We start from the raw sequence: 23,422 nt of genomic DNA, 5'->3' as shown, positions 1-23,422 counted from the left end.
GTGACGGGGCGCACAGACAGCTGCGCCGGAATGGAACTGCGGATGCCACAGAACGTCGCATGCGCGGCCTGCGGTGGGTGGAACCCTGCCGAGGGGCGAGCCTGCTCCCGCTGCGGCCGGCCGCTCTCGCTCCATTGCCTGGCCTGCGGCAGCCCGGCCGGTCCCGGCGCGCGCTTCTGCGGCCAGTGCGGCCAGCCCCTGGCCCAGGCGCCCGACGCCGCGGCCGCCGCGCCGCAGGCCGAGCTGCGTCTGGTCACGCTGCTGTTCTGCGACATCGTCGATTCGGTGGGCCTGTCGAGCCGCCTCGACGCGGAGGCCTATGGCGCGGTCATCCTCGCCTATCGCCAGGCCTGCGCCAGCGAGGTCGGCAGCCGCGGCGGCCGCATCCTTCAATACGCCGGCGACGGCGTGCTGGCCTGCTTCGGCTTTCCGCTCGCGCATGAGGATGACGCGGTCTGCGCGCTGGAGGCGGGGCTTGGCGTGCTGCGGGCGGTGCGGGTGCTGAGCGAGCGGCTGAGCCGGGATGGCGCGCCCGCCCTGGCCGTCCGCCTCGCCGCCCATACCGATCAGGTGATGGCCGGCGACCTCGGCGACGGGCCGGCGCGCGAGGCCATGGCGGTGATCGGGGCGGCCACCAACGTGGCCGGCCGGCTGCATCAGGCGGCCGCGCCGGGCCAGCTGGTGGCGAGCGGCGCCACCTGGCACGCGGCGAGCGGCTTCTTCATCGGCGAGCCGCTCGGCGCCTTCCCCCTGCGCGGCCTGCCGCTGCCGGTCGAGGCCTATGCGGTGCTCGGGCGGAGCGGCGCCTCCAGCCGCCTGGAGGCGCGGCCCGTGCTGGCCCCCTTCTGCGGCCGCCGGCGCGAGCTGGAAATGATGGGCCGCCTCTGGAGGGCGGCGCGGCAGGGGCGGGGCGGGGCCGTGCTGCTGCATGGCGAGGCCGGCGTCGGTAAGTCCCGGCTCCTGCGCGAGTTCCGCGACGGCCTGTCCGACGACGCGCCCCTGGTGCTCACCTGCCAGTGCCTGCCGGAGCATCGCACCAGCGCCCTGCAACCCCTGGCCCGCCCGCTGGCCGTCCTGCTCGGCCTGCCGGAGGGCGCCACGCCGGAGATGGTCCATGACGGGATCGCCGCCGCCGTGCCCGAGGGGCTCGATGACGCCGGCCGGCAGGCGCTGCTGGACGGGCTGACCGGCATCCTGGCGCCGCAGGCCCTGCCGGTGGCGGCCGGAGAGGCGGCCTCCCCCCGGTTGTGGCGCGAGCGGGGCCTGGCGGCGGTGGCGGAATGCCTGCTGGCCCGCGCCGCGCCGCGCGGCCTGCTGCTGCTGGTCGAGGACCTGCACTGGGCGGATGATTCGACGCTGAGCCTGCTGGAGGGCGTGCTGTCGCGGCTGGAGGCGGCGCCGCAGGATGCCCCGGTGCTGGTGGCGATGACGACCCGGCCCGAATTCGCCGATCCCCTGCTGGACCATCCCGGCATCGCCAGGGTCGAGCTGCATCCCCTGCCGGCGGCCGAGACCGAGGCGCTGGTCACGGCGGTGGCGGGCGGCAAGCGCCTGCCGGCGGCGGTGCAGTGGGAGATCGTGCGACGCACCGAGGGCATTCCCCTCTTCGTCGAGGAACTGACCAGCACGGTGCTGGAATCCGGCCAGCTGCGCGAGCGGGCGGGGCATTACGAGCTGGCGGGCCCGTTGCAGCCGCTGAGCATGCCCAAGACCCTGCAGGGCTCGCTGATGGCGCGGCTCGACCGCATGGCGGCGGACAAGCCGGTGGCCCAGCTCTGCGCCGCGCTCGGCCGCAGCTTCAGCCTGGGCCTGGCGCAGGCGGTGGCGCAGCGCCCGGCGGCGGAGATCGCGGCGGCGCTGCGGCGGCTGGCCGAGGAGCGCTTCCTGGATCATCTCGGCCACGGCCCGAACGGTGCCGTCTACAGCTTCCGCCACGCGCTGATCCAGGAGGCCGCCTATGAATCGCTGCTGCACGGCCACCGGCGCGTCATCCACCGGCGCATCGCCGATGCGCTGCGCGGCGAGTTCGCGGCCGAGGTGGCCGGGCGGCCGGAGATCCTGGCCAACCATCTGGGCCTGGCGGGGCTCCGGGCCGAGGCGGTGGCGGCCTGGGAGCGCGCCGGCCGCGCCGCCGCCGAGCGCTCGGCCAGCACCGAGGCGGTGGCGCATTTCCGCCATGCGCTGGATCTGCTGGGCGAGCCGCCGCGCGGCCCCGCCGCCGAGACGGCGCTGCGGCTGCACATCGCCCTGGGCACCCAGTATCTGATCACGCGGGGCAACGGCGCGCCCGAGGTGCAGCAGGCCTTCGACGCCGCCCTGGCGCTGAGCCAGGACATCGCCGGCACGCCCGCCGCCTATCGCGCGCTCTATGGCCTGCAGACCTTCTATATCGTGCGCGGCCAGCTCGCCGTGGCGCAGCCGCTGGGCCGGCGCATGCTGGAGCTGGCGAACCGGCTCGACGAGCCCGGGCTGGTGGTGCAGGCGCGGCGGCTGGCGGGGCTGGTAGCGCTCTACCAGGGCGACTTCGCCGTGGCCGAGGCCGAGCTGGAGGCGGCCTGGGCGCTGTACCGGCCGCAGCGCGACGCGGCGCAGCGCTTCGAATTCGGCTCCGATCCGGGCACCCTCACGCTCTGCGCCCTGGGCTGGACCCGGTGGTTCCGCGGCCGTGCCGCCGAGGCGCTGGCGCTGGATGCCCAGGCGCTCGAGCTTGGCGGGCGGCTGCGCCATCCCCACAGCCGTGCCTTCGCGCTGAGCTTCTCCGCCTCCCTGCGGCAGAGCCTGGGGCAGCCGGCGGAGACCCTGCGGCAGGCCGAGACGGTCATCGCCCTGGCCCATGGCCAGGGCTTTCCCTACTGGGCGGCCTGGGGCGAGACCCTGGCCGGCTGGGCGCAGGTGGCCCGCGCCACCGACGCGGCGGCACCGGAGGCGGGCAAGGCCGGCCTGCGGCGGCTGCGGCAGGGGCTGCGCGACTTCGCGGCGATCGGCGGCGACATGGTCCGCTCCTATGGCCTGATGCTGCTGGCGGATGCGCAGCTGCGGCTCGGCCAGGCCGAGGACGCCGCCGCTACCGCCGCCGCGGGGCTGGCCGAGGTGGAGCGGAACGGTGTGCGCTTCCTGGCGGCCGAGCTGCACCGCCTGCATGGGCTCGCCCTGCTGGCCTTGGGGGCCGGGGTGGAGGCGGCACTGGACAGCCTGCGGGCGGCGGTCGCGCTGGCGGCGGAGCAGGGCGCGCCGGTGCTGGAGCGGCGCGCGCTGGAGAGCCTGCTCGCCACGCTGCCGCCGGCCGATCCGCGCCGGCCGGCGCTGGAGGCCCGGCGGCGGCGGCTCGCCCGGCCTGACGGCGAGGGGGCCGAGACGGTCGGGCCGGGCGAACTGGCCGGCTGAGGCAGCCCCCCGCGCCGCGCCGCCGTCCCGCCAGGGCGGCCTGGACCGGCCGCGATGGCGGTGGCATTGCCCCGCCACCAGGGGCCGGAGCGGTGGATGGCGGCGTGCTGAGCGGCGGGTTGGATCGAGGGCGGAAGCCGCCGGGGCCACGCCGGCGCTGCTGGCCGTGGTGCCGCCTCCCGGCATGGGCCCTCCTGCCGCTGCTGGCCCTGCTGGCACCGGCGGGCGGCCGGGCGGAGCCGGTGGAGCCTCCGGCATCGACCACCGAGCAACTGGCCCGCTGCGGCCCGACCGTCGCCCCGCCCCCCGGCGCGGCGCGGGATCTGCGCCTGTCCTTCACCGACCTGGTGCCCTTCGCGAGCGAGATCCTCGCGCGGCACGACATCCGCGCCAGGATCGACCGCGCCGACCGGCAATTGCGGCTGGAGCTGCATCTGGGGCAGGTGCGGGACCTGCGGGCGCCGGAGGGAAATCCCGCCACCCTCTACCTGCCCGGCCAGACCGCCGAACGCGCCCTGCGAGATCCGCGCTCGCGCCTCAGCCCGCTGTCACAGGTGGATGAGGCCACGGTGAAGGCCGCCGACCTCGCCTACGATATCCGCCAGCCGGAGGCCTCCGGCGCGGGCGGCCTTTCGCTCGACACCACGCCCCTGCTGCGCGACCTGCCGGACTACCGCCTCGCCGCCCTCCATACCGATGCCTATACGGGATTCGCGGCCGCCGTCCTGGAGGCCCGGCCGGAGGCGGGCCTGGCACCGCACCGGATCTACGCCGTCGCCGGCACGCATGTCTTCGAGCATCGCGACTTCCGCGGCTGGGCCTCGGGTCTGACCTTCGGCCGGGCGCAGTTCTCGTCGAACGCGGCGCTGCGGCTGGTGCGCGACGCGGCGGACTATGCGCGCGGCGGCGGCGAGGTGGTGCTGACGGGGCAGAGCCAGGGCGGGCTGACGGCCCAGGGGCTCGGCTTCCTGCTGCAGGCCTATCTCGATGCCGGAGGCGGGCCGCACCATCTCGTGCATGTCGTCTCCTGGGGCGGGGTGGGGGCGCAGGAGACGCTGGAGCGTGTGGTGCGGGACGCGAAGGCGGGCGAGGCGCGCGGCTTCAGCGCCGCGCTGGAGCGCCACTGGGCCGCGACGGAGGATGACTACGCGACGGTCTCCGAGGTCTGGAGCACCCTGGGCCGGGCCTGGGCCGGCCTGTCGCCGGACGCCGTCCCCGGTCATGTCGCCGCGACCATGCGGCGGATGCGCGTGGTGGGCTACTTCTTCGAGATCGACCTCTTCGCCCGCGCCGGCACCTTTCCCGGCACGCTGCTGGCCTTTCCCACGGCGCTGATCCTGCCCGATGCCTGCGACCTGACCGTGGCGGAGGCGCTGATCGGCTATGGCGGGGGGCGATTCGGCGTGCGGCTGGAATCGCATTTCCTGAAAGGCTACAGGCGCGCGGTCGGGCGCGGCGCGATCGCCGTGGCGCGGCCGGCGCTGCCCGCCAAATGGGCCTGGGTCACGGGCACGCTGCCGCTCTTCGAGCGGCTGGGCTATCTCTGGCTGGAGACGCTGTCCTTCAACGCCGCCTCGGCCAGCCCGGACTGGTGGCGGCAATGTCAGGCTGCCCCGCGCTGGATGACGCCGGCCAACCTCTCCTGCCGGCAGAGCTGGTGGCCGGGCTGCGGCCCGGCGCCGGACGAGCTCCGCTGGTGCTTGGTGCGCGAGGCACCGCAGGGCCGGCCGCCACCCCTGCTGCCATGAGCCGGGCGGCGCGGGCTGCAACCGCAGGCTGCGCCCTTGGCGGCCCCGCGTTCAGGGCTTCGTCGTCCGGCCCCACCCCGGCTCCGGGGATGGATTGAGCAGCGACCGGATCAGCTGCGCCTCCTGCTCCAATTGCCAGATCTTGCGATGCGCGGCCATGAGGTCGGGTTTGTTGCGCCTCTGGTCGGACGGCAAGACATTCTGGCTGGCGATGACTTCAAGGGAATAGAGGAGGACTTTGGCGACCTCGATCTCACCTTGATCGCAGGCCTGATGGAAGGCCTGGAAGATCTTGTCCGAGACCCGACGGCTCTGGCGAGGTCTTGCGCGGCCCGGAAAGTTCTGGGGGAAATTCTGTGACATGCTGGTCTCGCGGCGTGAGGATCTGCGATGGGTAAGGCAACCATACATCCATTTTACGAGATGAATAATATTTTTTGGTATGAGGCTGCCGCCTTTCTCCCTGCCGGGTTGCCGCACGCTGGGAGATACCCGGCCGACTTTCCTGCCCCGCCCGGGTAAGTCTGGAATCTTTCCCGGCAGTCGCCGAGGCGGACCGGGGGCTTTGGCGGGGGCACTGTATTTTAATTGAGACGAACTGACAATATGTGACAAAGCTGGCGGGGTTGTGGGTGGAGGCGGTGCAAGAATTCGTCGTTACTTCACTTATCGAACAATTAAGAGCGCTTCCCCATGTTCACGCCCCCCACCACCCGCGCTGCCGCCCGCATCCGTATCCAGGTTGCCCAGGAGCTGCTCATGGACGCCCTGAACGAGCCCGCGGCCGAATGCCGCCGGACCGTCATGGAAGCCCTGATGGAGGTCGATGCCGCCGAGCGGCTGCTGAGCTTCGGCGAGGCCGGGACGGACGAGGAAGCCGCCGGCGAGGAGGATGAGGGGGAGGCGGGCGAAACGGCGCCGCTGCTGCGTATCGTCGGCCGCCCCGACTGATCCGTGCCGGGCCGAGCTGGGCTGGGCCGGGCGGAGCGCTACTCCTCCCGGCTGCTGCGCTCCTCCAGGGGTGCCTCCTGCCGGGACAGGATGCCGGACAGCGGGTCCTCTCCGTGCAGCCCGCGCAGCGTTGCGCCCGACATGTACGCGGCGCGGCCCAGCAGCTGCGCCGCCACCGGCAGGGTCAGCAGCAGCAGCAGGATCGTGCCCGCCCCCGTCACGATGCCGTCCCGGCTGCCATCGATCAGCATGCTGCCCAGCAGCACCAGGCTTGCGCCGAGCGTGCCGGCCTTGGTCGCCGCGTGCATCCTCTGGAACGGGTCGGCCAGCCGCACCACGCCCAGCGCGGCGATGCAGAGGAACAGCACGCCCAGCCCCTGGGCGAGCCATGCGAGGCCCTGCGTCAGGCTCATCTCCCGCCTCCCTTACGCTCCAGGAAGGCGGCAAAGGCGCAGGTGGCGATGAAGTTGATCAGCGACAGGCCCAGCGCCACGTCGAGATAGGCCGAGTGCCCGGTCAGCGTCGCCGTCAGCGCCGCGAAGCCGATCGCCACGGCCGTGAGCATGTCGAGCGCCACGAAGCGGTCGGCATAGCCCGGCCCGTGCAGCATGCGGTAGGCGGCCAGCGCCAGCGGCGCCAGCAGCACCAGGATCAGCAGCGTGGTCATGGTTCCAGCCTCCGGATCCAGCGTTCATAGAGCCGCTTGAAGCGCGCCACCGCCCGCGCCGGATCCTCGGCATCGAGCAGATGGACATAGAGCCGGCGGCGATCCTCGCTGACATGCAGGCAGGTCGAGCCCGGTGTCAGCGAGAGGAAGCAGGCGAAGATCACCGTCGCCCAGGCGTGGCGCAGTTCCACCGGCACGATGACGATGGCCGGATGGGTGCGTGGCTGCCTCGCCAGGACGATCCGCGCCACGGCGATCGAGGAGACGACCAGGTCGATCAGGAAGATGCCCAGCAGGACCAGCGCCGCCAGCACCTGCCGGGGCAGGGCGAGGATCCTCATGGCGCGCCTCCCGCCGCCGGCAACAGGGGCGCCGCCGCCAGCGCGGAGAAGCGGGAGACCGGGTCCACCAGCAGCCCCATGGCCAGCGTCAGGGCGGCCAGCAGGCCGATCGACCAGAGCATCGGCGCCGGCACGGCGCGCGGCCGCGCCGGCGGGCCCTCGGGCCGCCGCGGGGGCGCGTCCTTCCAGAAGGCCTCGATCCAGACCGTCGCCATGCAGTAGAGCGTCAGCAGCCCGACCAGCAGCGCCGTGCCCGCCAGCCAGAGGTGCCCGGCGCGCAGGCTGGCATCGATCACCAGCAGCTTGGCCCAGAAGCCGGAGAAGGGCGGCATGCCGGCGAGCGACAGGGCGGCGACGGCGAACAGTGCCGCCAGCGCCGGCCGCCGCCGCATCAGCCCGCCGCACCGCCGCAGGTCGTAGCTGCCGCAGGCGCGGCGGATCGCGCCGGCCAGCAGGAACAGTGCGGCCATGACGACGATGTGGTGCAGCATGTAGAACACCGCGCCGGTCAGGCCGCCGGGCGTGGCCAGCGCCAGCCCCATCAGCATCTGCCCGACGCCGCTGACGATGCTGAAGCCCAGCATGCGGCGGATGTCCCATTGCGCGAAGGCGCAGAGCACGCCGGCCAGCATGGTCGCCGCCGCCATGCCCAGCATCACCTCGCGCAGTCCCGGCACCGCCGGCAGCACCATCGGCAGGATCCGCAGGCAGGCATAGACGCCGACCTTGGTCAGCAGCCCGGCGAAGGCCGCGGCCACGACGATCGGGGCGGTGTGGTAGGAGGCGGGCAGCCAGAAGAACAACGGGAAGAAGCCCGCCTTGATGCCGAAGCCGGCGAGCAGGAGGAAGGCCGTCACGGTCAGCCCGGCCGAGGGCGCCATCTGTGGCACCCGCACCGCCAGCTCCGCCAGGTTCAGCGTGCCGGTCAGGCCGTAGAGCAGCGCCACGGCGGTCAGGAACAGGATGGTGCCGAGGATGTTCATCGCCGCGTAGCGCAGCGTGCCGTCGAGTTGCGCGCGGCTGCGGTCGAGCAGCAGCAGCCCCATCGCCGTCACCAGCATCACCTCGAACCAGACATAGAGGTTGAAGATGTCGCCGGTGAGGAAGGCGCCGTTCACCCCCGCTATCATGCCGAGGAAGAGGGGATGGAAGCCGGCCCTCTCCTGGCTGCGGCGCAGCGCGGCGCGGCCGAAGAGGAGGGCGGCGCAGGCGACGAAGGCGCTGACCAGCACCAGCGCGGCGCCCAGCGGATCGGCGCTGAACACCACGCCGAAGGGCGCGGGCCAGCCGCCGAAGGCAGTGACGACGGGGCCCGCCGACAGCACGCGGGCGAGCAGGGCGGCGGCGCCGAGCAGCAGTGCGAGCAGCGTCACCGCCGTCACGCCGCGCTGCGCCGCCGGGCGCGCCCCGAGCAGGGCGGCCAGCGCCGCGCCGCCGAGCGGCAGGGCGACGGGGGCCAGGGTCAGGGCGGCGTCACGCATGCCGCGCGGCCTCCGCCGGCGGCGTTCCGGCCGCCGGCCTTCCGGGCGCCGGCCTCGGGCTCTCCGGCCTCGGCGGCTCGAGGAAGGGGTCACCCAGCCGCTCGGCCGCGTCGATCTCGCGGCTGTCGAGGGTGCCGAAGCGGCCGTAGAGGCGCAGCACCAGCGCCGCCAGGAAGGCGACCAGCGCGAAGCCGATGACGATGGCGGTCAGCACCAGGGCCTGCGGCAGGGGGTTGGCGGCGGCCGGCGCCAGGCTCTGCGTCCCGGGCGGGATGAGCGGCGGCACCGTGGTGCCGATCCGCCCCATGGCGAAGATCAGCAGGTTGACCGCGGTCGAGAGCAGGGAAATCCCGAGCACCAGTCGCACCAGGTTGCGCGACAGCATCAGGAACACCCCGCAGGCCGCGAGCAGGGCGATGGCGGCGCTCAGCAGCAGGATCATCGGGCGGGCTCCCGGTAGAGGCGGAAGAGGAAGGCGAGCACGCTGCCGAGGACAACGAGATAGACGCCGATATCGAAGAACAGGGTGGTGCCGAACTTCACCTCCACGCCGAGGATCACCGGGCTGAACCACAGGTGCTGCAGGAAGGCGCCGTGCAGCGCGAGGCCGGGCAGGCCGCTCAGCAGGGCGAAGAGCAGGCCGGCGCCGGCGAGCCCGAGGGGATGCAGGCGCAGCAGGCGCCGCGCCGCGCCGACGCCCTTGGCCAGGGCGACGATGGCGAAGCCCAGCGCCGCGACCAGCCCGCCGATGAAGCCGCCGCCCGGCTCGTTGTGGCCGCGCAGCAGGATCCACAGCGAGGCGACCCCCAGCATGACGAAGAAGATCCGGTCCATGGCGCGCAGCACGAGGGCGGAGGAGCCCTGGCCGCCGCCATCCTCCTTCTGCCCCGCCGGCGGCCGCAGCAGGGCCCAGACGGTGATGGCGGCGAAGCCCAGCACGGCGGTCTCGCCGAAGGTGTCCATGGCGCGGAAATCGACCAGGATGACGTTCACCACGTTGCGCCCGAAGGCTTCCGGGTAGCTGGCCTGGGCGAAGTAGTCGGAGAGGCGCGTGTCCAGCGGCTGCGACAACACCGATTGCAGCGCCAGGAAGACCAGGAGCCCGAAGCCGGCGGCCAGCAGGCCGTCGCGCCGCCGCTCCGCCTCGCTGCGCGCGATGCCGGGCTCCAGCGGCAGGCGCAGCAGGGTGGCGGTCAGCAGGACGACCAGCAGGGCCTCGACCGAGAACTGCGTCAGCGCCAGGTCCGGCGCGCCGTTGAGCAGGAAGATCAGCGCGATGCAGAGCCCGACCAGACCGACGGCGACCAGGCCGGTGAGCAGCGAATCCGCCCGCGCGGCGGTCAGCCCGCCGGCCAGGCCGATGATCAGCAGGCCCAGCACCTCCGGGCGCAGCCGGTCCTGGGAGGTGAGCGCCAGCCCGCCGCTCATCGCCAGGCCGAGGCCGGCCAGGAGCAGCACGGTGGCGAAGATCGTGGCCAGGTAGCGCCTCAGATCGCCGTGCTGCAGGCTCCGGGCGGTGGCCTCGGCCAGCTCGTCGAGGCGGCGCATGCCCCATTCGTAGCCGTGGTCGCCCGAGAAGCGGTCGAGCCGCTTCAGCCCGCGCAGCCCGGCATGGATCGGCTGCCACAGCATCAGGATCAGGCCGCCGACGACGATCACCAGCACGCTCAGCGCCAGCATCGGCGTCAGCCCGTGCCACAGCTTGAAGCTGACCTCGACCGGCTCGCCGCGGATGGCCGAGGCGGCGGGGGCGATGACATACTGGCTCACCCCCTCCGGCCAGAGGCTGAAGACCAGGCCGGCCAGGGCCAGCACCAGCGGGCCGAAGAGCAGGCCCGGCGTCTCGCCATGCTTCACCGTCGTGGTGCGGTGGCGGTTGAGGAAGAAGGGCCGCAGCGAGACCACCCCGGCGATGCCCACCATCACCGCGTTGACCAGCACGGCGACGACGACCGGCGCCGCGTCCCAGGAGCTGGCGAGCTGCGCCTCGAACAGCACCTCCTTCGAGATGAAGCCCATGAAGGGGGGCAGGCCGGCCATGGACAGGCTGGCCAGGACGGCGGCGGCGGCGGTGAGCGGCAGGAAGCGGGCGACGCCGCCGAGCTTGCGCAGCGTCGCCTCGCCGGTGGCGTGGATCACCGTGCCGGCGCAGAAGAAGAGGGCCGCCTTGTAGAAGGCATGCGCCAGGATGAAGCCGACGGTGGCGACCACCGTGGCCTCGCCGTCCAGGCCGGTCAGCATCACCAGGATGCCGAGCGAGGCGACGGTGGAATAGGCCAGCACCGCCTTGAAGCCGGTGGCGCGCAGGGCCTGGATGGCGGCGACCAGCATGGTGACGGAGCCGACCGCGACCAGCGCCTCGCGGTACAGCGCGGCATCGCCGAGCACCAGCTCGAAGCGGGCCAGCAGGTAGATGCCGAGCTTCACCATGGTCGCCGAATGCAGGTAGGCCGAGGCCGGGGTCGGCGCCTGCATGGCGTTGGGCAGCCAGAAGTAGAAGGGATACTGCGCCGACTTGGTGAAGGCGCCGAGCAGCACGAAGAGGATGATCCAGGTGCGCCAGGGGCTGGCCAGGATCTCGTCCGAACGGGCGGCGGCCTCGGACAGGGAGAAGCTGCCGAGCGTGGCGCCGATCAGCAGGATGCCGGCCAGCAGCGCCAGCCCGCCGCCCGCCGTCACCAGCAGCGACTGAATGGCCGAGCGCCGCGCCGTCGGGCTGTGGCTCTCGAAGCCGATCAGCAGGAAGGAGAGCAGGCTGGTCAGCTCCCAGAAGACGAAGAGGCTGATCAGGTTGTCCGAGAGCACCGCGCCCAGCATCGCGGTCATGAACAGCAGGATCAGGGTCAGGAAGCGGGCGCGGGTGGTGGGCTGCTTCTCCGCCATGTAGGCGCCCGAATAGACCACGACCAGCGCGCCGATCCCGGTGATCAGCAGGGCGAAGAGGAGGGAGAAGCCGTCGAGGCGGAAGTCGAGGTCAATGCCGAGCGAGGGCGCCCAGGGCAGCCGCACGCCGATCACCTCGCCGCCCGCCACCGTGCCGGCCATGGAGAGGAAGCCGGCGAAGAGGGTGGCGGGCAGGAGGCCCAGCGCCCAGCCGCAGAAGCGGCCCGTCAGATGCGAAACCGGCGCGGCCAGGAGGGCGCCCAGCACCGCCAGGCCCAGTAGCAACCCGATACTCAATGACCCTGTCCCCCTCCATACCGCAGCCGCCAAAAGATTAACTTATATACATGTTGTTCGTTGCACGAGAAAGTGAGCGGGCCGGGCCCGCCCTAGCGTCTCCTCCAGGCCAGCCAGCCGCGCAGCACCAGCCAGCAGGCCATGGACCAGGCGGCGCCGAGGCACCAGCCGGCCAGCACGTCGGTCGGCCAGTGGACGCCGAGATAGATCCTGCTGGCGCCGACCAGCAGCGCCAGCAGGATGGCGATGCCGAGGATATAGGCTTTCAGCCGCCCTGCCTCAGTCACGCCGGCGAGAAGGGTACCGAGTGTCAGATAGCAGGTGGCGGACAGCATGGCGTGACCGCTCGGGAAGCTCGCCGTGTGCACCTCCACCAGGTGTGCCACCAACTCGGGGCGGGGGCGGTCGAAGCCGAGCTTGAGCAGGCTGTTCAGCGCCATGCCGCCGCCGAAGGAGAGCACCAGCAGCAGCGCGGAAAACCACTTCCGCAGCATCAGGATGTAGCCCAGCGCCACCAGCCCGATCAGCAGCAGCACCGCGTGGCTGCCCAGCGCGGTGAAGTCGCGCATCATGACCTCGAGCCAGAAGGGCCCGATCGGGTCGGCCGGATCGCCCGGCCGGCGCAGGGCGAGCAGGAGGCCCTCGTCGAAGTCGCGCGTATCGCCGTCGAGGGCGCTGTCCATCAGGCCGGCGAAGGCGAGCATCCCGCCGGCGCAGACCAGCAGCGCCGCCAGGGTGGCGAACTGTCCCCAGCCGAATCTCGCGGGCCCGGCGGGACGCTCCATCCCGCCGGGCCTCCCGGCCCTTCCGAAGGCAGGCGCCATCCCCACTCTCCTCTCTACTGAGGGCCAAGACGCGGGCGGGAAGATTCGGTTGCTCCGCGCATCCCGCCCCTCCGCCACGCGTTTGCCGCCCAGTGCAGGGTAGAGAGTGCCAAGGTAGAGCCGGGGAAGCATGAGGGGGACTGACATCATCGCGTGGCTCCGTGCCGGGCAGCGCCATGCGTGATCCGCGTCGCCGGGCCCTGCTGATCGTCAACCGGCAGGCCCGCAACGGCGGCGCCGCGCTGGACGAGGCGCTGGCGGTGCTCACCGCAGCGGGCTGGGGGCTGCAGGAGGCCACCTGCCGGGAGGGCGAGACGCCCGCCGACGTCATCCGCAGACACGCCGCGGAGGCTTTCACCGCCGTCATCCTGGGCGGTGGCGACGGCACGCTGAATGGCGCCGCTCCCGCCCTGGTCGAGACCGGCCTGCCCTTCGGCATCCTGCCGCTCGGCACCGCCAATGACCTGGCGCGCAGCCTGGGCATCGAGCCGGACCCCGTGGCGGCCGCGCAGGTCATCGCCGCCGGATTGCTGCGGCCGATCGATCTCGGCGAGGTGAACGGGCACCTGTTCTTCAATGTCGCCAGCATCGGCTTCAGCGCACATCTGGCGCGCGGGCTGGGGCGGGAGGAGAAGAAGCGCTGGGGCAAGCTCGGCTATGCACTGGCCGCCTTCCGCCTGCTGCGCCGCACCCGCCCCTTCACCGCCTGGATCACCCATGACGGGGTGACGGAGAAGGTGAAGACCATCCAGGTCTCCGTCGGCAACGGCCGCCACTATGGCGGCGGCATGACGGTGGCCAGCAACGCCCGCCCCGACGACGGCAAGCTCGACGTCTACAGCCTGGAGCTGGACCACTGGTGGCGGCTCCTGGCGCTGCTGCCCTTCCTGCGGCGCGGCACGCATGGGCAGTGGCGCGACGTGCGGGCCTTCCCGACCACGGCCTGCGAGGTCCGCACCCGCCGGCCGATGCAGGTCAACACCGATGGCGAGCTGACGGCCAAGACCCCCGCTCGCTTCCGCCTGCGGCCGAAGGCCGTGCGCGTCTTCGCACCCGCCTTTCCCCTCGGAGAACCTCTCCCGTGATGGACCAGCTCCTCGTTCTGGCGTCCGATCCCGCCGCCTGGGTGGCGCTCGCCGCGCTCGTGGCCATGGAGGTCGTGCTCGGCATCGACAACCTGATCTTCATCTCGATCATCACCAACAAGCTGCCGGAGGGACAAAGGGAGCGGGCGCGCTATATCGGCATCGGCCTCGCGCTGGTGCTCCGCCTGGCGCTGCTCGGCACCGTCGCCATCATCGTGCGGCTGACCGCGCCGGTCTTCGAGGTGCTGGGCCAGGGCTTCTCCTGGCGCGACCTGATCCTGCTCGCCGGCGGCCTGTTCCTGGTCTGGAAGGCCACCAAGGAGATCCACCACAACGTCGATCCGCCGCCGGAGGGGGACATGTTCTCCGGCAAGGCGCAACTGACCTTCGGCGCCGCCATCGCGCAGATCCTGGTGCTGGACCTGGTCTTCTCGATCGACAGCATCATCACCGCGGTGGGCATGACCGGGCATGTGCCCATCATGGTCATCGCCGTGCTGGCGGCCGTCACCGTCATGCTGCTGGCGGCCAATCCCCTGGCCCGCTTCATCGAGGCCAACCCGACCGTGGTGATGCTGGCCCTCGCCTTCCTGATGATGATCGGCATGACGCTGATCGCCGAGGGCTTCGGGGCGCATGTGCCGAAGGGCTACATCTATGCCGCCATGGCCTTCTCGGTGGCGGTGGAAGGGCTGAACCTGCTCTCCCGCCGCGCCCGGGCGCGGCAGCGGGGCTGAGGGGGCGCCCCGGCCGCGCGGCTCAGACGCCGCGCTGCAGGCCGCCATCCACCGCGACCGCCTGCCCGGTGACATAGGCCGAGACCGGCGCGGCCAGGAAGGCGACCATGGCGGCCACCTCCTCCGGCGTGGCGAGGCGGCCCATGGGAATGTCGGCGGCGACGCGGGCCAGCACCGCCTCCTCCGTCAGGCCCTCGTCCCGCGCCATGGCGGCGGCGCGGCCCTGCCAGAGCGGCGTCAGGGCACGGCCGGGCGAGACGGTGTTCACCCCGATGCCGTCCGGGGCCAGCTCCAGCGACAGCGTCTTGGACAGCGCGAGCAGCCCCGCCTTGTGGGTGTTGGAGACCACTTGGTGCGCCGTGGGCTGCCGGGCCGAGACGGCGCCGAGCAGCACCACGCGGGCGCCCGCGGCGCGGCGCAGCGCCGGCAGCATGGCCCGCACGGCGCGCACCGGGCCCAGGATGTTGAACTCGTAGTTCGCCAGCCATTGCGCGTCGGTCAGCGCCTCGAAGGCGGAGCGGTGGCTGCCTCCGGCGGCGCAGACCAGGGCCTGCAATCTCCGCCCCTCGTACCGCGCGGCGAGCGCGGCGAGCTGCGCCGGATCGGACTGGTCGCAGGCGACGGTCTCCGGCCGGGTGCCGGTCTCGGCCGCGAGACGGCCGGCGGCGGCCTCGAGCCGGCCAGTGTCGCGCGCCGCGATGGTCACGCGCGCGCCCTCCCGCAGCAGCAGGGCCGCGGTGGCGAGCCCGATGCCTGAGGAACCGCCGATGACCAGCGCCTCGCATCCTGTCAGTTGCAGATCCATGGTCCCGTGGCTCTCCCTGTCTCGCCGCTCATTCCGGCCTGGTGTTGGACGCCTTCAGCAGGGGCCGCCACTTCTCGGTCTCCGCCTTGAGGAAGGCCGCCAGGGCGGCAGGCTCGGAAGGCCGCGCCTCGGCGCCGTGATGTGCCAGATCCGTCACCAGCTGCGGCTGCGCCAGGCAGTCCCGCAGCGCGGCGGAAAGCCGTGCCACGATCGGTTGCGGCAGCCCCCTGGGCCCGAGCAGGGCATACCAGTTGGCCACCTCGAAGCCTGGCACCGTCTCCGAGACGGCGGGCAGCTCGGGCATCAGGCGGCTGCGCCGCGCGGTCGGCACGCCCAGGGCGCGCAGCCGGCCCGCCTGCACCTGCGGCAGGGCGGTGGGCGCGGTGGCGAAGGAATAGTCCACCTTGCCGCTGATCAGGTCGCTCATGGCGGGGCCGCCGCCGCGATAGGGCACGTGCACCGTCTCGATGCCGGCGAGATGGTCGAGCAGGGCGCCGCCGAGATGCCCGGCGCCGCCGATGCCGGAGGAGGCGTAGTTCAGCTTCCCCGGATTCTCGCGCGCCGCGGCGATGAGGGCGCCCAGGTCGCGCCACGGCCGGTCGGCGGGGACGACGAGGATGTTCAGCACATCCGCGAAGAGGCCGATCGGCGTCAGGTCGGTCTGCGGGTTGAAGGCGAGGTCGTCGAACAGGCTGGGGTTGATCGCCAGGGCGGAGATGGTGCCCATCAGCAGGGTATGGCCATCGGGCGCGGCGTTGACCACGGTCTGGGTGGCGACATTGCCGCTGCCGCCCGGCCGGTTCTCGACCACCACCGGCTCGCTGCCGCCGAGCGCCGCCTGCAGCCGGGGCGCCAGCAGGCGCGTGGTGATGTCGGTCGCGCCGCCCGCCGCGAAACCGACGACGATGCGGACCGGGTAGTCCGGATAGCGCGTCTGCGCGCGCGCGCCCGCGCCGGCCAGGGCCGGCAGGGCGAGCGCGGTGCCAAGCAGGGTCCGGCGCTGCAGCATGATGTGGTCTTCCTCCCCGGCGCCGGCCGGGTTGCGTTGCCCTCGGCCAGTCATGATCCGTGACGGCCATGGTCATTCCGTCATCTGGCGACTGTCAACAGTACGACGGCCCACAAGTGCCCCGGAAACCTCCCGGCAGGGGTGTGCAACGGGCGGAAGATGACGGCGTTGTCATCCATCCTGACCGGCGAGGGATCGCCGGATGGACGGAGAGGAGAAGGAGCGCCGCATGAGCATCCCCATCGCGACCGAACGCCGTGTTCTGACCACCCACGAATATGAGACCGTGCAGCGCAGCCACTACCCCGACATTTCCGGTGTCCGGAAGCCGGAGTTAATCGACATCGCCCGGCGGCTGCGGGAGTTCCGCGACAAGGCCCGCGACGTCGCCCGGGGCCGCCAGCGCGAGAGGCGCGGCAAGGCCGAGCTGCGCGGCGCCACGCCGGCGCGGGACGAGACCGGCCTGACGGTCAAGAAGCAGATCTTCGCCTCCGCCCTGCGGCGGGTGAACAAGGAGATCGCGCGGCACGATGCCGATGCGCGCCGGCCGGAGCAGGGAGAGATCGCCCGTCAGGCCCTCGAGATGAAGCGGGCGAACCGGGCCCGGCATCATCCCAACGCCGGGCGCACCGCCCATCACGGCATGCGCAAGGTCGAGAGCGAGGCCGTCACCACCGGCGTCGATCCGCGGAAGGTGGGCAGCATCTCGCAGCAGAACAAGAACTTCCAGGGCGCCAGCGACCGCTGAGGCCAAGCGGGGCTCAGGCGGCGGGGCTCAGACGGCGGTGCCGCCGATGGTGAGCCCCGTCATCTTCAGGGTGGGCTGGCCGACGCCGACCGGCACGCCCTGGCCCTGCTTGCCGCAGGTACCGATGCCGGGATCGAGCGCCATGTCGTTGCCGATCATGCTGACGCGGGTCAACGCCTCCGGCCCGTTGCCGATCAGCATGGCGCCCTTCACCGGGGCGCCGATCCGGCCGTTCTCGACCAGATAGGCCTCGGACATGCCGAAAACGAACTTGCCGCTGGTGATGTCGACCTGCCCGCCGCTGAAGTTCACGCCGTAGATCCCGCGCTTCACGCTGGCCAGGATCTCGGCCGGCTCCCTGTCGCCGCCCGCCATCACCGTGTTGGTCATGCGCGGCATCGGCGCATGGGCGTGGCTCTGGCGACGGCCGTTGCCGGTGGCGGCGGCGCCCATCAGCCGGGCGTTCTGCCGGTCCTGCAGGAAGCCCACCAGGATGCCGTCCTCGATCAGCACGGTGCGGCCGGAGGGCGTGCCCTCGTCATCCACCGTGATCGAGCCGCGCCGGTCGGGCAGGGTGCCGTCATCCACCACCGTCACGCCGGGCGCCGCGATGCGGCTGCCGAGCAGGCCGGCGAAGGCGGAGGTCCGCTTGCGGTTGAAGTCGCCCTCCAGCCCGTGGCCGATCGCCTCGTGCAGCAGGATGCCGGGCCAGCCGGGGCCGAGCACCACCTCCATCTCGCCGGCCGGGGCGGGGATGCTCTCCAGGTTCAGCACCGCCTGGCGCAGGGCCTCGTCCACCGCGCCGCGCCAGGCGGCGGGGGCGATGACGCGCTCATAGGCGAAGCGCCCGCCCATGCCGTGGCTGCCGGTCTCGCGCCGCCCCCCGGCCTCGACCACGACGGAGACACTGAGCCGCACCAGCGGCCGCAGGTCGGCCACCCGGTTGCCATCGGCGCGCAGGATCTGCACCGCCTGCCATTCCCCGGTGAGGCTGGCCATGACCTGGGTCACGCGGCTGTCGCGGGCGCGGGCATAGGCGTCGATCTCGGCCAGCAGCGCGGTCTTGGCGGGAAAGTCGAGGGCCGAGAGCGGGTTGGCGCCGTCGTAGAGCCGCGCATTGGTGGCGCGCGGCGCGGCGGCGAGGGTGCCGGACCGGCCCTGGGCCACGGCGCGCACCGTGGCCGCCGCCCGCTTCAGCGCCGCCTCCGAGATCTCGCCGCCATGCGCGTAGCCGGCCGCCTCGCCCTGCACGGCGCGCAGCCCGAAGCCGCGCGTCGCGTCGAAGCTCGCCGAGCGGATGCGTCCGTCATCCAGGCTGACCGCCTCGCTCTCCACGTATTCGAGGAACAGCTCGCCATCCTCGGTGCCGGACAGGGCGCCGGAGAGGATGCGCTCGGCCGCGGCGCGGTCAAGGTCGCGGAAGAACAGCCGGTCGGTGGTCGCGAGGGCGGTCATGCCGTCTGCTCCTGATGCTGATGGGCGGGAAGCCGCAGCCGCGCCACGGTTCCCCGGCCGGGGGCGCTGTCCAGCCGCAGCTCCGCGCCCATGGCCCGGGAGAGGGCGCGGGCCAGGTAGAGGCCAAGCCCCGATCCGGCATAGCGGCGCGAATGCGTGGGCTCCAGCTGGACGAAGGGCTCGAAGGCGCGCTCCACCTGTTCCGGGTCGATGCCGATGCCGCTGTCGGAGACGCGCAACTCGACGACCCCCTCTTCCAGCGCCTCGGCGGAGACATGCACCTCGCCACCCTGCGGCGTGAACTTCAAGGCATTGGAGATGAGGTTGAGCAGCACCTGGCGCAAGCGCCGCTCCTCCGCCAGGGCGCGGGGCAGCTCCGGCAGGGGATCGAGGATCAGCGCCACCCTGGCTTCCTCGGCGGCGGTGCCCATCAGCCGCACCATGTTGCCGAGCACGGTCGGCAGGTGCAGCGGCCGGATCTGCGCCGGCAGCGGGCCGGTGCCGACCTGCGCGACCTCCAGGATCTCGTCGATCAGCGAGAGGAGATGCCGCCCTGCCTCCAGGATGGTGCCGGCGAACTCCTCGACATTGGCCCCGTTCGGATCGGCCTGCAGCGCCTCGGAGAAGCCGATCACGGCGTGCAGCGGGGTGCGGAGCTCGTGGCTCATGGTGGCCAGGAAGCGGCTCTTGGCAGCATCGGCCTCCTCGGCGGCGATGCGGGCGCGCTCGATCTCGGCCCGGGCGCGGTGCTCCTCGGTGACATCGCGGTAGGTCCGGATGAAGCCGCCTTCGGCGGTCGGGTCGCTGCTCACCTCGATCACCCGGCCATCGGGACGGGTGCGCTGATAGCGGCCCAGCCGGATCTGCATCTCATCGGGCGCCTGGCTGGCGCGGTGGTGGAACTGCGCGTCGGCGGTGAACTCGCCGCTGTCGAGCTGGCGCCGCTTCAGCTCCTGCAGGGGCGTGCCGGGCTGCAGTGCCTCGGGCGGCAGGCCGATCATCGGCGCGGCCAGCCGGTTGGCGGCGGTCAGCCGGGCATCCTTGTCGAACAGGCAGACACCGTGCGGCATGCTGTCGAGCATGACCTGCAGCAGATCGGCCCGGTGCCGGGCGTCGGTCTGGGCGCGATGCAACGCCGTGACGTCGCTGATGACGGAGATATGCCCGCCATCGGGCAGCGGGGCGCTGATGGCGCTGATCACCGTCCCGTCGCGCCGCGGCCGGGTGCGGGGCGGGCCGAAATGCGTCTGGCGCCGGAACACCTCCTCGGGCGTCGCGTCGTCGAGGAAGGTGCCGAGCGCGGCGCGGCGGGCGATGATCTCGGACAGATGCTCGCCGACCGTGACCTCGGCGCCGCGCATGATGGCCTGGTAGGCGGCGTTGACATGGCGCAGCCGCTGGTCGGGGCCATAGACGCAGACGCCGTGCGGCAGCGCCGCCAGCACGCCGTTCAGCAGCGCGGCCCGGCGCCTGGCCTCGTCCTCGACCTGCTGCATCGGCGTGATGTCGTCGATCACGCTCATGGTGCCGCCATCCGGCAGCGGCTGGCTGATGAGGCGGACCGCCTGCCCGTCCTGCCAGCGGAAGATGCTGTCCTGCCGGCGGCCGCCGTCGAGCCTCAGGCTCCGCTCCAGCCGGGCGGCCTCGTCCGCGGGCAGGACCCGGTGGCGCGCGATCAGGCCGGCGATCGCATCCTGGCCGAGGCCGGGCCGCAGGCTGCCCGGGGGCAGGCCGAGGAGCGGCTCGCAGGAGGGGCTGGCGAGGCGCAGCCGGCCGTCCTGGTCGAACAGGCCGATGCCGAAGGGGCAGCCGAGCAGGGCGGTCTCCGCCAGCCGGAGGCGCCCCAGGGCCCGCGCCTCGCCCAGCCGGTGCGGCGTCGCGTCCACGAACATGGTCACGCAGCCGCCCTCGGGCAGCGGTGCGTAGTTGATCTCGATCCAGCGTCCGTCGGTGGCGCGGAACGTCCGGCGCCCGGGGCGGCTGCGATCGAGGGCCATCAGGGCCTGGTGCTGCGCCTCGGGGTCGCCCGGACCGCAGATGCCGGCATAGGCGGCCCAGCGCGTCATCTCCTCCAGGCTGCGCCCCACCAGCGACGCCCCGGCGGGCTGGCCGAACAGCAGGTTGATCTCCGGGCTGGCGAATCGGACCTGCCACGCCCCGTCATAGACCAGCATGGCGGGCGGCAGCGCCTCCGGCTCCTCCAGTCCGGTGGGCGCCGCGCCGGTCACGACCGGCCTGGCCGCGCGGCGGGCCGCAGCGCGTGCAGCGCCACCAGGCTCGCGGTCAGCACGCCCACCGCCATGGCCTGGTGCAAGGTGCCGAGCCAGACCGGCACCACCATCAGCAGGGTCGCCACGCCCAGCGCGTATTGCAGCAGCACCGCCCCGCCCAGGGCGAGCAGCGCGCCGCGGGCAAAGCCCGGCCGCAGGGCATGATGGCCCCAGGCCGCGGCCGCCAGGGCGGCCAGGCCGGCCAGGGTCGCCAGCAGGCGGTGGTTCCATTGCACGGCGGCGATGTTCTCGGTGAGGTTGCGCCAGGCGGGCGAGAGCATGGCATAGCCATCCGGCAGCCATTGCCCGTCCATCAGCGGGAAGGTGTTGTAGGTCAGCCCGGCGCGCAGCCCGGCGACGAAACCGCCGGCCAGCATGGCCAGCACCACCAGCCCCGCCGTCAGATGCACCAGCCGCCGCAGCCCGGCCGGATGCGCCGGGCCGTCGCGCTCCGGCCGCAGCAGGCCGAGCGCGGTCCAGAGCACCATGCCGTAGAGCACCAGGGCGAGGCCGAGATGCAGCACCAGCCGGTAGGGGGAGACGGTGGTGCTGTCCTCGAAGAAGCCGGAGGTGACCATGAACCAGCCGACCACCCCCTGCAGCCCGCCGAGCAGGAAGAGCAGCACCAGCCGCGGCTTCAGCCCGGCGGGAATGCGGCCCCGCAGCCAGAACCAGGCCAGCGGCAGCAGGAAGGCCAGTCCGATCAGCCGGCCCCAGAGCCGGTGCAGCCATTCCAGCCAGAAGATCCGCTTGAAGCCCTCGATGCCGAAGCCCTGGTTGATCAGCTCGTATTGCGGGATGCCGCGGTAGAGATCGTAGAGCCGCTGCCACTCGGCCTGGCTCATCGGCGGCAGGGTGCCGCGCAGCGGCGCCCATTCCATGATGGAGAGGCCGGAGCCGGTGAGCCGCGTGGCGCCGCCGAGCGCGACCATCACCCAGATCAGGCCGGCGATGCCGAGCAGCCACCAGGCGATGGCGCGGTGGTCGGCGCGGCTGTCGGGGGCGGGGCGGGGGGTGTCGAAAGGCATGGTCGCCCTTCCTAGCACAGCCGTCGCGGCGGCGGAGGACGCCACGCCGCTGCTTTTCGCTTTCGCGGGCGCGACGTGGCCACGCCGCATCAGCAGCCTCCCGTCATGGCGGGCGCTTGTCGCACCGCGCGCCGCCTGCTACCCCGCCCGGCCATGCCGGAAGACCCGCGCCCCGCCGATGCCGAAAGCCCCGGCGCGCCGCCCGATGCCCTGACCGAGCCCGCCATCTCCGTCGTCGTGCCGGTGCGCAACGAGGCGCCCAACATCGCCCCGCTGGTGGCCGAGATCGGCGCCGCCCTGGCCGCCGTGCCGCACGAGATCGTCTATGTCGATGACGGCTCGACCGACGCCACGGCCGAGACGCTGCGCGCCGTGGCGCGGGAGGTGCCGGCCCTGCGGGTGCTGCGCCACGCCGCCTCCTGCGGCCAGTCCGCCGCCATCGTCACCGGTGTGCGCGCCGCGCGCGGCGCCTGGATCGCCACCCTGGACGGTGACGGGCAGAACGACCCGGCCGATATCCCGGCGCTCTGGGACTTCGCCAGGGCCGAGAGCCGCCCGGAGGCGCCGCCGCTGATGGTGGCCGGCTGGCGCACGAAGCGGCAGGACAACCAGGTGAAGCGCCTGTCCAGCCGCTGGGCCAACGGCATCCGGGCGCGCCTGCTGGGCGATGCCACGCCGGACACCGGCTGCGGCCTGAAGCTCTTCCCGCGCGCGCTGTTCCTGAGCCTGCCGGCCTTCGACCACATGCACCGCTTCCTGCCCGCGCTGGTGCTGCGCCAGGGCGGGCGGGTGGTCAGCCGGCCGGTGAACCATCGCCCCCGCATGCGCGGCCAGTCGAACTACGGCACGCTCGACCGGCTGGTGGTCGGCGTGGTCGACATCTTCGGCGTGATGTGGCTGCAGCGCCGCTGGAAGCGCCCCCATGTGCTGCCTGGGGTGCTGCCCGGGGTGCTGCCCGGGGACCCCGGGTGAGCGGCGGGCCGCCGCAACGCCGCAATCCCTTCGCCGCGCTCGCCCGGCTGCTGCTGATGGCGGCGGGGCTGGGCCTGGCCGGCTGGCTGCTGCGCGAACTGGGCGCGGCGCCGGGCGGTGACCAAGCCGAGGCCTGGGTGCGCCGCTTCGGCCTGCAGCAGACGCTCTGGGGGGAGGCGGTCTTCCTGGCCATCGGCGGCATCGCCTGCGCGGTCGGCGTGCCGCGTCAGGCCGTGGCATTCCTGGGCGGCTATGCCTTCGGGGCCTGGCTGGGCGGGCTGCTCGGGCTGCTGGCGCAGATGCTGGGCTGCGCCGCGGCCTATGGCTGGGCGCGGCTGGTCGGCGGGGGCTGGGCGGAGCGGCGGCTGGCCGGGCGCTTCGGGCGGCGACTGCGGCCGCTGCATGACAGCCTGACCGCCAGCCCCTTCGGCGCTACCCTGGCGCTGCGCCTGCTGCCCATCGGCAACAACCTGGCGGTGAACCTGCTGGCCGGACTCTCCGCCATCCCGGCCCCGGCCTTCCTGGCCGGCAGCCTGCTGGGCTACCTGCCGCAGACGGCGGTCTTCGCCCTGGCCGGCTCCGGCGTGGCGGTGGAGCGGACCACGCAGCTCGTCCTGGCCGGCATCCTGTTCCTGGGCTCGGCCCTGATCGGGGTCTGGATGCTGCGCCGGCACCGCACCGGCCGGGCGATGGCGACCGGGGACGACAGCGCGCCCTGAGCCCGGCCCGCCACCGGA

At 73.0% G+C, this 23,422-nt stretch carries 21 protein-coding genes; 8 read left to right on the top strand and 13 right to left on the bottom strand.

Annotated elements, in window-relative coordinates; genetic code table 11:
- Window positions 1-42: 42 nt before the first annotated feature.
- Together D9598_RS16175 and D9598_RS16170 are read left to right on the top strand one after the other, a co-directional pair.
- The gene (locus tag D9598_RS16175) at window positions 43-3,384 is read left to right on the top strand and encodes an AAA family ATPase (RefSeq protein ID WP_198367576.1); all 3,342 of its coding nucleotides are present in this window, start codon (window positions 43-45) and stop codon (window positions 3,382-3,384) included.
- Between the two features lie 242 nt (window positions 3,385-3,626).
- Window positions 3,627-5,132 carry a hypothetical protein gene (locus D9598_RS16170; RefSeq protein ID WP_198367575.1) on the top strand — a complete coding sequence of 502 codons (1,506 nt, stop codon included), beginning with the start codon at window positions 3,627-3,629 and terminating at the stop codon, window positions 5,130-5,132.
- A 51-nt stretch (window positions 5,133-5,183) separates the two neighbouring features.
- On the opposite strand, the gene D9598_RS16165 is transcribed toward D9598_RS16170, so the two are convergent.
- A complete protein-coding gene (locus D9598_RS16165; RefSeq protein ID WP_198367574.1) occupies window positions 5,184-5,495 on the bottom strand; it encodes a hypothetical protein in 312 nt (103 codons plus the stop codon).
- Between the two features lie 330 nt (window positions 5,496-5,825).
- On the opposite strand from D9598_RS16165, the gene D9598_RS16160 reads away from it, so the two are divergent.
- Entirely contained in the window at window positions 5,826-6,083 is a 258-nt protein-coding gene (locus D9598_RS16160) for a hypothetical protein (RefSeq protein ID WP_198367573.1), read from the top strand.
- Window positions 6,084-6,121: 38 nt separating this feature from the next.
- Here D9598_RS16160 and mnhG read toward each other — a convergent pair whose 3' ends face one another.
- The 7 genes from mnhG to D9598_RS16125 all read right to left on the bottom strand — a co-directional run bounded on the left by mnhG (window position 6,122) and on the right by D9598_RS16125 (window position 12,537).
- Window positions 6,122-6,496: a monovalent cation/H(+) antiporter subunit G gene (gene mnhG / locus D9598_RS16155; protein WP_198367572.1), complete on the bottom strand. Its 375-nt coding sequence runs from the start codon at window positions 6,494-6,496 to the stop codon at window positions 6,122-6,124.
- A complete protein-coding gene (locus D9598_RS16150; protein ID WP_198367571.1) occupies window positions 6,493-6,750 on the bottom strand; it encodes a monovalent cation/H+ antiporter complex subunit F in 258 nt (85 codons plus the stop codon). The genes mnhG and D9598_RS16150 overlap by 4 nt, the downstream gene beginning before the upstream one ends.
- Window positions 6,747-7,091: a Na+/H+ antiporter subunit E gene (locus tag D9598_RS16145; protein WP_198367570.1), complete on the bottom strand. Its 345-nt coding sequence runs from the start codon at window positions 7,089-7,091 to the stop codon at window positions 6,747-6,749. Before D9598_RS16145 ends, D9598_RS16150 begins: the two co-directional genes overlap by 4 nt.
- Window positions 7,088-8,572, bottom strand: a complete 1,485-nt coding sequence (locus tag D9598_RS16140) for a proton-conducting transporter membrane subunit (RefSeq protein WP_198367569.1) — start codon at window positions 8,570-8,572, stop codon at window positions 7,088-7,090. Before D9598_RS16140 ends, D9598_RS16145 begins: the two co-directional genes overlap by 4 nt.
- On the bottom strand, window positions 8,565-9,014 hold the full coding sequence (locus tag D9598_RS16135) for a sodium:proton antiporter (protein WP_198367568.1): 450 nt from the start codon (window positions 9,012-9,014) through the stop codon (window positions 8,565-8,567). Before D9598_RS16135 ends, D9598_RS16140 begins: the two co-directional genes overlap by 8 nt.
- On the bottom strand, window positions 9,011-11,752 hold the full coding sequence (gene mbhE / locus D9598_RS16130) for a hydrogen gas-evolving membrane-bound hydrogenase subunit E (protein ID WP_232477319.1): 2,742 nt from the start codon (window positions 11,750-11,752) through the stop codon (window positions 9,011-9,013). Before mbhE ends, D9598_RS16135 begins: the two co-directional genes overlap by 4 nt.
- Window positions 11,753-11,844: 92 nt before the next feature.
- Window positions 11,845-12,537, bottom strand: coding sequence for a phosphatase PAP2 family protein (locus D9598_RS16125; protein WP_198367567.1), 693 nt, complete (start codon window positions 12,535-12,537; stop codon window positions 11,845-11,847).
- A gap of 215 nt (window positions 12,538-12,752) precedes the next feature.
- Between D9598_RS16125 and D9598_RS16120 the strand changes: the two genes are divergently transcribed.
- Together D9598_RS16120 and D9598_RS16115 are read left to right on the top strand one after the other, a co-directional pair.
- Window positions 12,753-13,661: a lipid kinase gene (locus D9598_RS16120; RefSeq protein ID WP_198367566.1), complete on the top strand. Its 909-nt coding sequence runs from the start codon at window positions 12,753-12,755 to the stop codon at window positions 13,659-13,661.
- Entirely contained in the window at window positions 13,661-14,398 is a 738-nt protein-coding gene (locus D9598_RS16115) for a TerC family protein (protein ID WP_198367565.1), read from the top strand. The genes D9598_RS16120 and D9598_RS16115 overlap by 1 nt, the downstream gene beginning before the upstream one ends.
- A 22-nt stretch (window positions 14,399-14,420) precedes the next feature.
- Here the strand turns inward: D9598_RS16115 and D9598_RS16110 are convergent, their stop codons facing one another.
- Both D9598_RS16110 and D9598_RS16105 read right to left on the bottom strand, forming a co-directional pair.
- Entirely contained in the window at window positions 14,421-15,203 is a 783-nt protein-coding gene (locus D9598_RS16110; RefSeq protein ID WP_198367564.1) for an SDR family oxidoreductase, read from the bottom strand.
- Window positions 15,204-15,231: 28 nt separating this feature from the next.
- Window positions 15,232-16,212, bottom strand: coding sequence for a tripartite tricarboxylate transporter substrate binding protein (locus tag D9598_RS16105; RefSeq protein ID WP_198367563.1), 981 nt, complete (start codon window positions 16,210-16,212; stop codon window positions 15,232-15,234).
- A 229-nt stretch (window positions 16,213-16,441) separates the two neighbouring features.
- Between D9598_RS16105 and D9598_RS16100 the strand changes: the two genes are divergently transcribed.
- The gene (locus D9598_RS16100; RefSeq protein ID WP_198367562.1) at window positions 16,442-16,960 is read left to right on the top strand and encodes a hypothetical protein; all 519 of its coding nucleotides are present in this window, start codon (window positions 16,442-16,444) and stop codon (window positions 16,958-16,960) included.
- A 27-nt stretch (window positions 16,961-16,987) separates the two neighbouring features.
- Here the strand turns inward: D9598_RS16100 and tldD are convergent, their stop codons facing one another.
- From tldD to D9598_RS16085, 3 genes are read right to left on the bottom strand one after another with little or no spacing between them, the layout of a single operon-like run.
- The gene (tldD, locus tag D9598_RS16095) at window positions 16,988-18,415 is read right to left on the bottom strand and encodes a metalloprotease TldD (RefSeq protein ID WP_198367561.1); all 1,428 of its coding nucleotides are present in this window, start codon (window positions 18,413-18,415) and stop codon (window positions 16,988-16,990) included.
- Entirely contained in the window at window positions 18,412-20,643 is a 2,232-nt protein-coding gene (locus D9598_RS16090) for a PAS-domain containing protein (protein ID WP_198367560.1), read from the bottom strand. The genes tldD and D9598_RS16090 overlap by 4 nt, the downstream gene beginning before the upstream one ends.
- On the bottom strand, window positions 20,640-21,713 hold the full coding sequence (locus tag D9598_RS16085) for a COX15/CtaA family protein (protein WP_198367559.1): 1,074 nt from the start codon (window positions 21,711-21,713) through the stop codon (window positions 20,640-20,642). The genes D9598_RS16090 and D9598_RS16085 overlap by 4 nt, the downstream gene beginning before the upstream one ends.
- 105 nt (window positions 21,714-21,818) lie before the next feature.
- Here D9598_RS16085 and D9598_RS16080 point away from each other — a divergent pair, with 105 nt between their 5' ends.
- Window positions 21,819-22,685 (top strand): glycosyltransferase family 2 protein, encoded by an 867-nt coding sequence (locus D9598_RS16080; RefSeq protein WP_232477318.1) that lies wholly within the window; start codon window positions 21,819-21,821, stop codon window positions 22,683-22,685.
- Complete coding sequence (locus D9598_RS16075) at window positions 22,682-23,404, top strand: TVP38/TMEM64 family protein (protein WP_370592058.1); 723 nt, start codon at window positions 22,682-22,684, stop codon at window positions 23,402-23,404. The genes D9598_RS16080 and D9598_RS16075 overlap by 4 nt, the downstream gene beginning before the upstream one ends.
- The last annotated feature ends 18 nt before the right edge of the window (window positions 23,405-23,422 follow it).

It is taken from the genome of Roseomonas sp. KE0001, from assembly GCF_016107285.1.
Lineage (GTDB): Bacteria > Pseudomonadota > Alphaproteobacteria > Acetobacterales > Acetobacteraceae > Pseudoroseomonas.
Note: the sequence above shows the minus strand (reverse complement) of the source record. Positions and strands in the feature narration are given on the sequence as shown.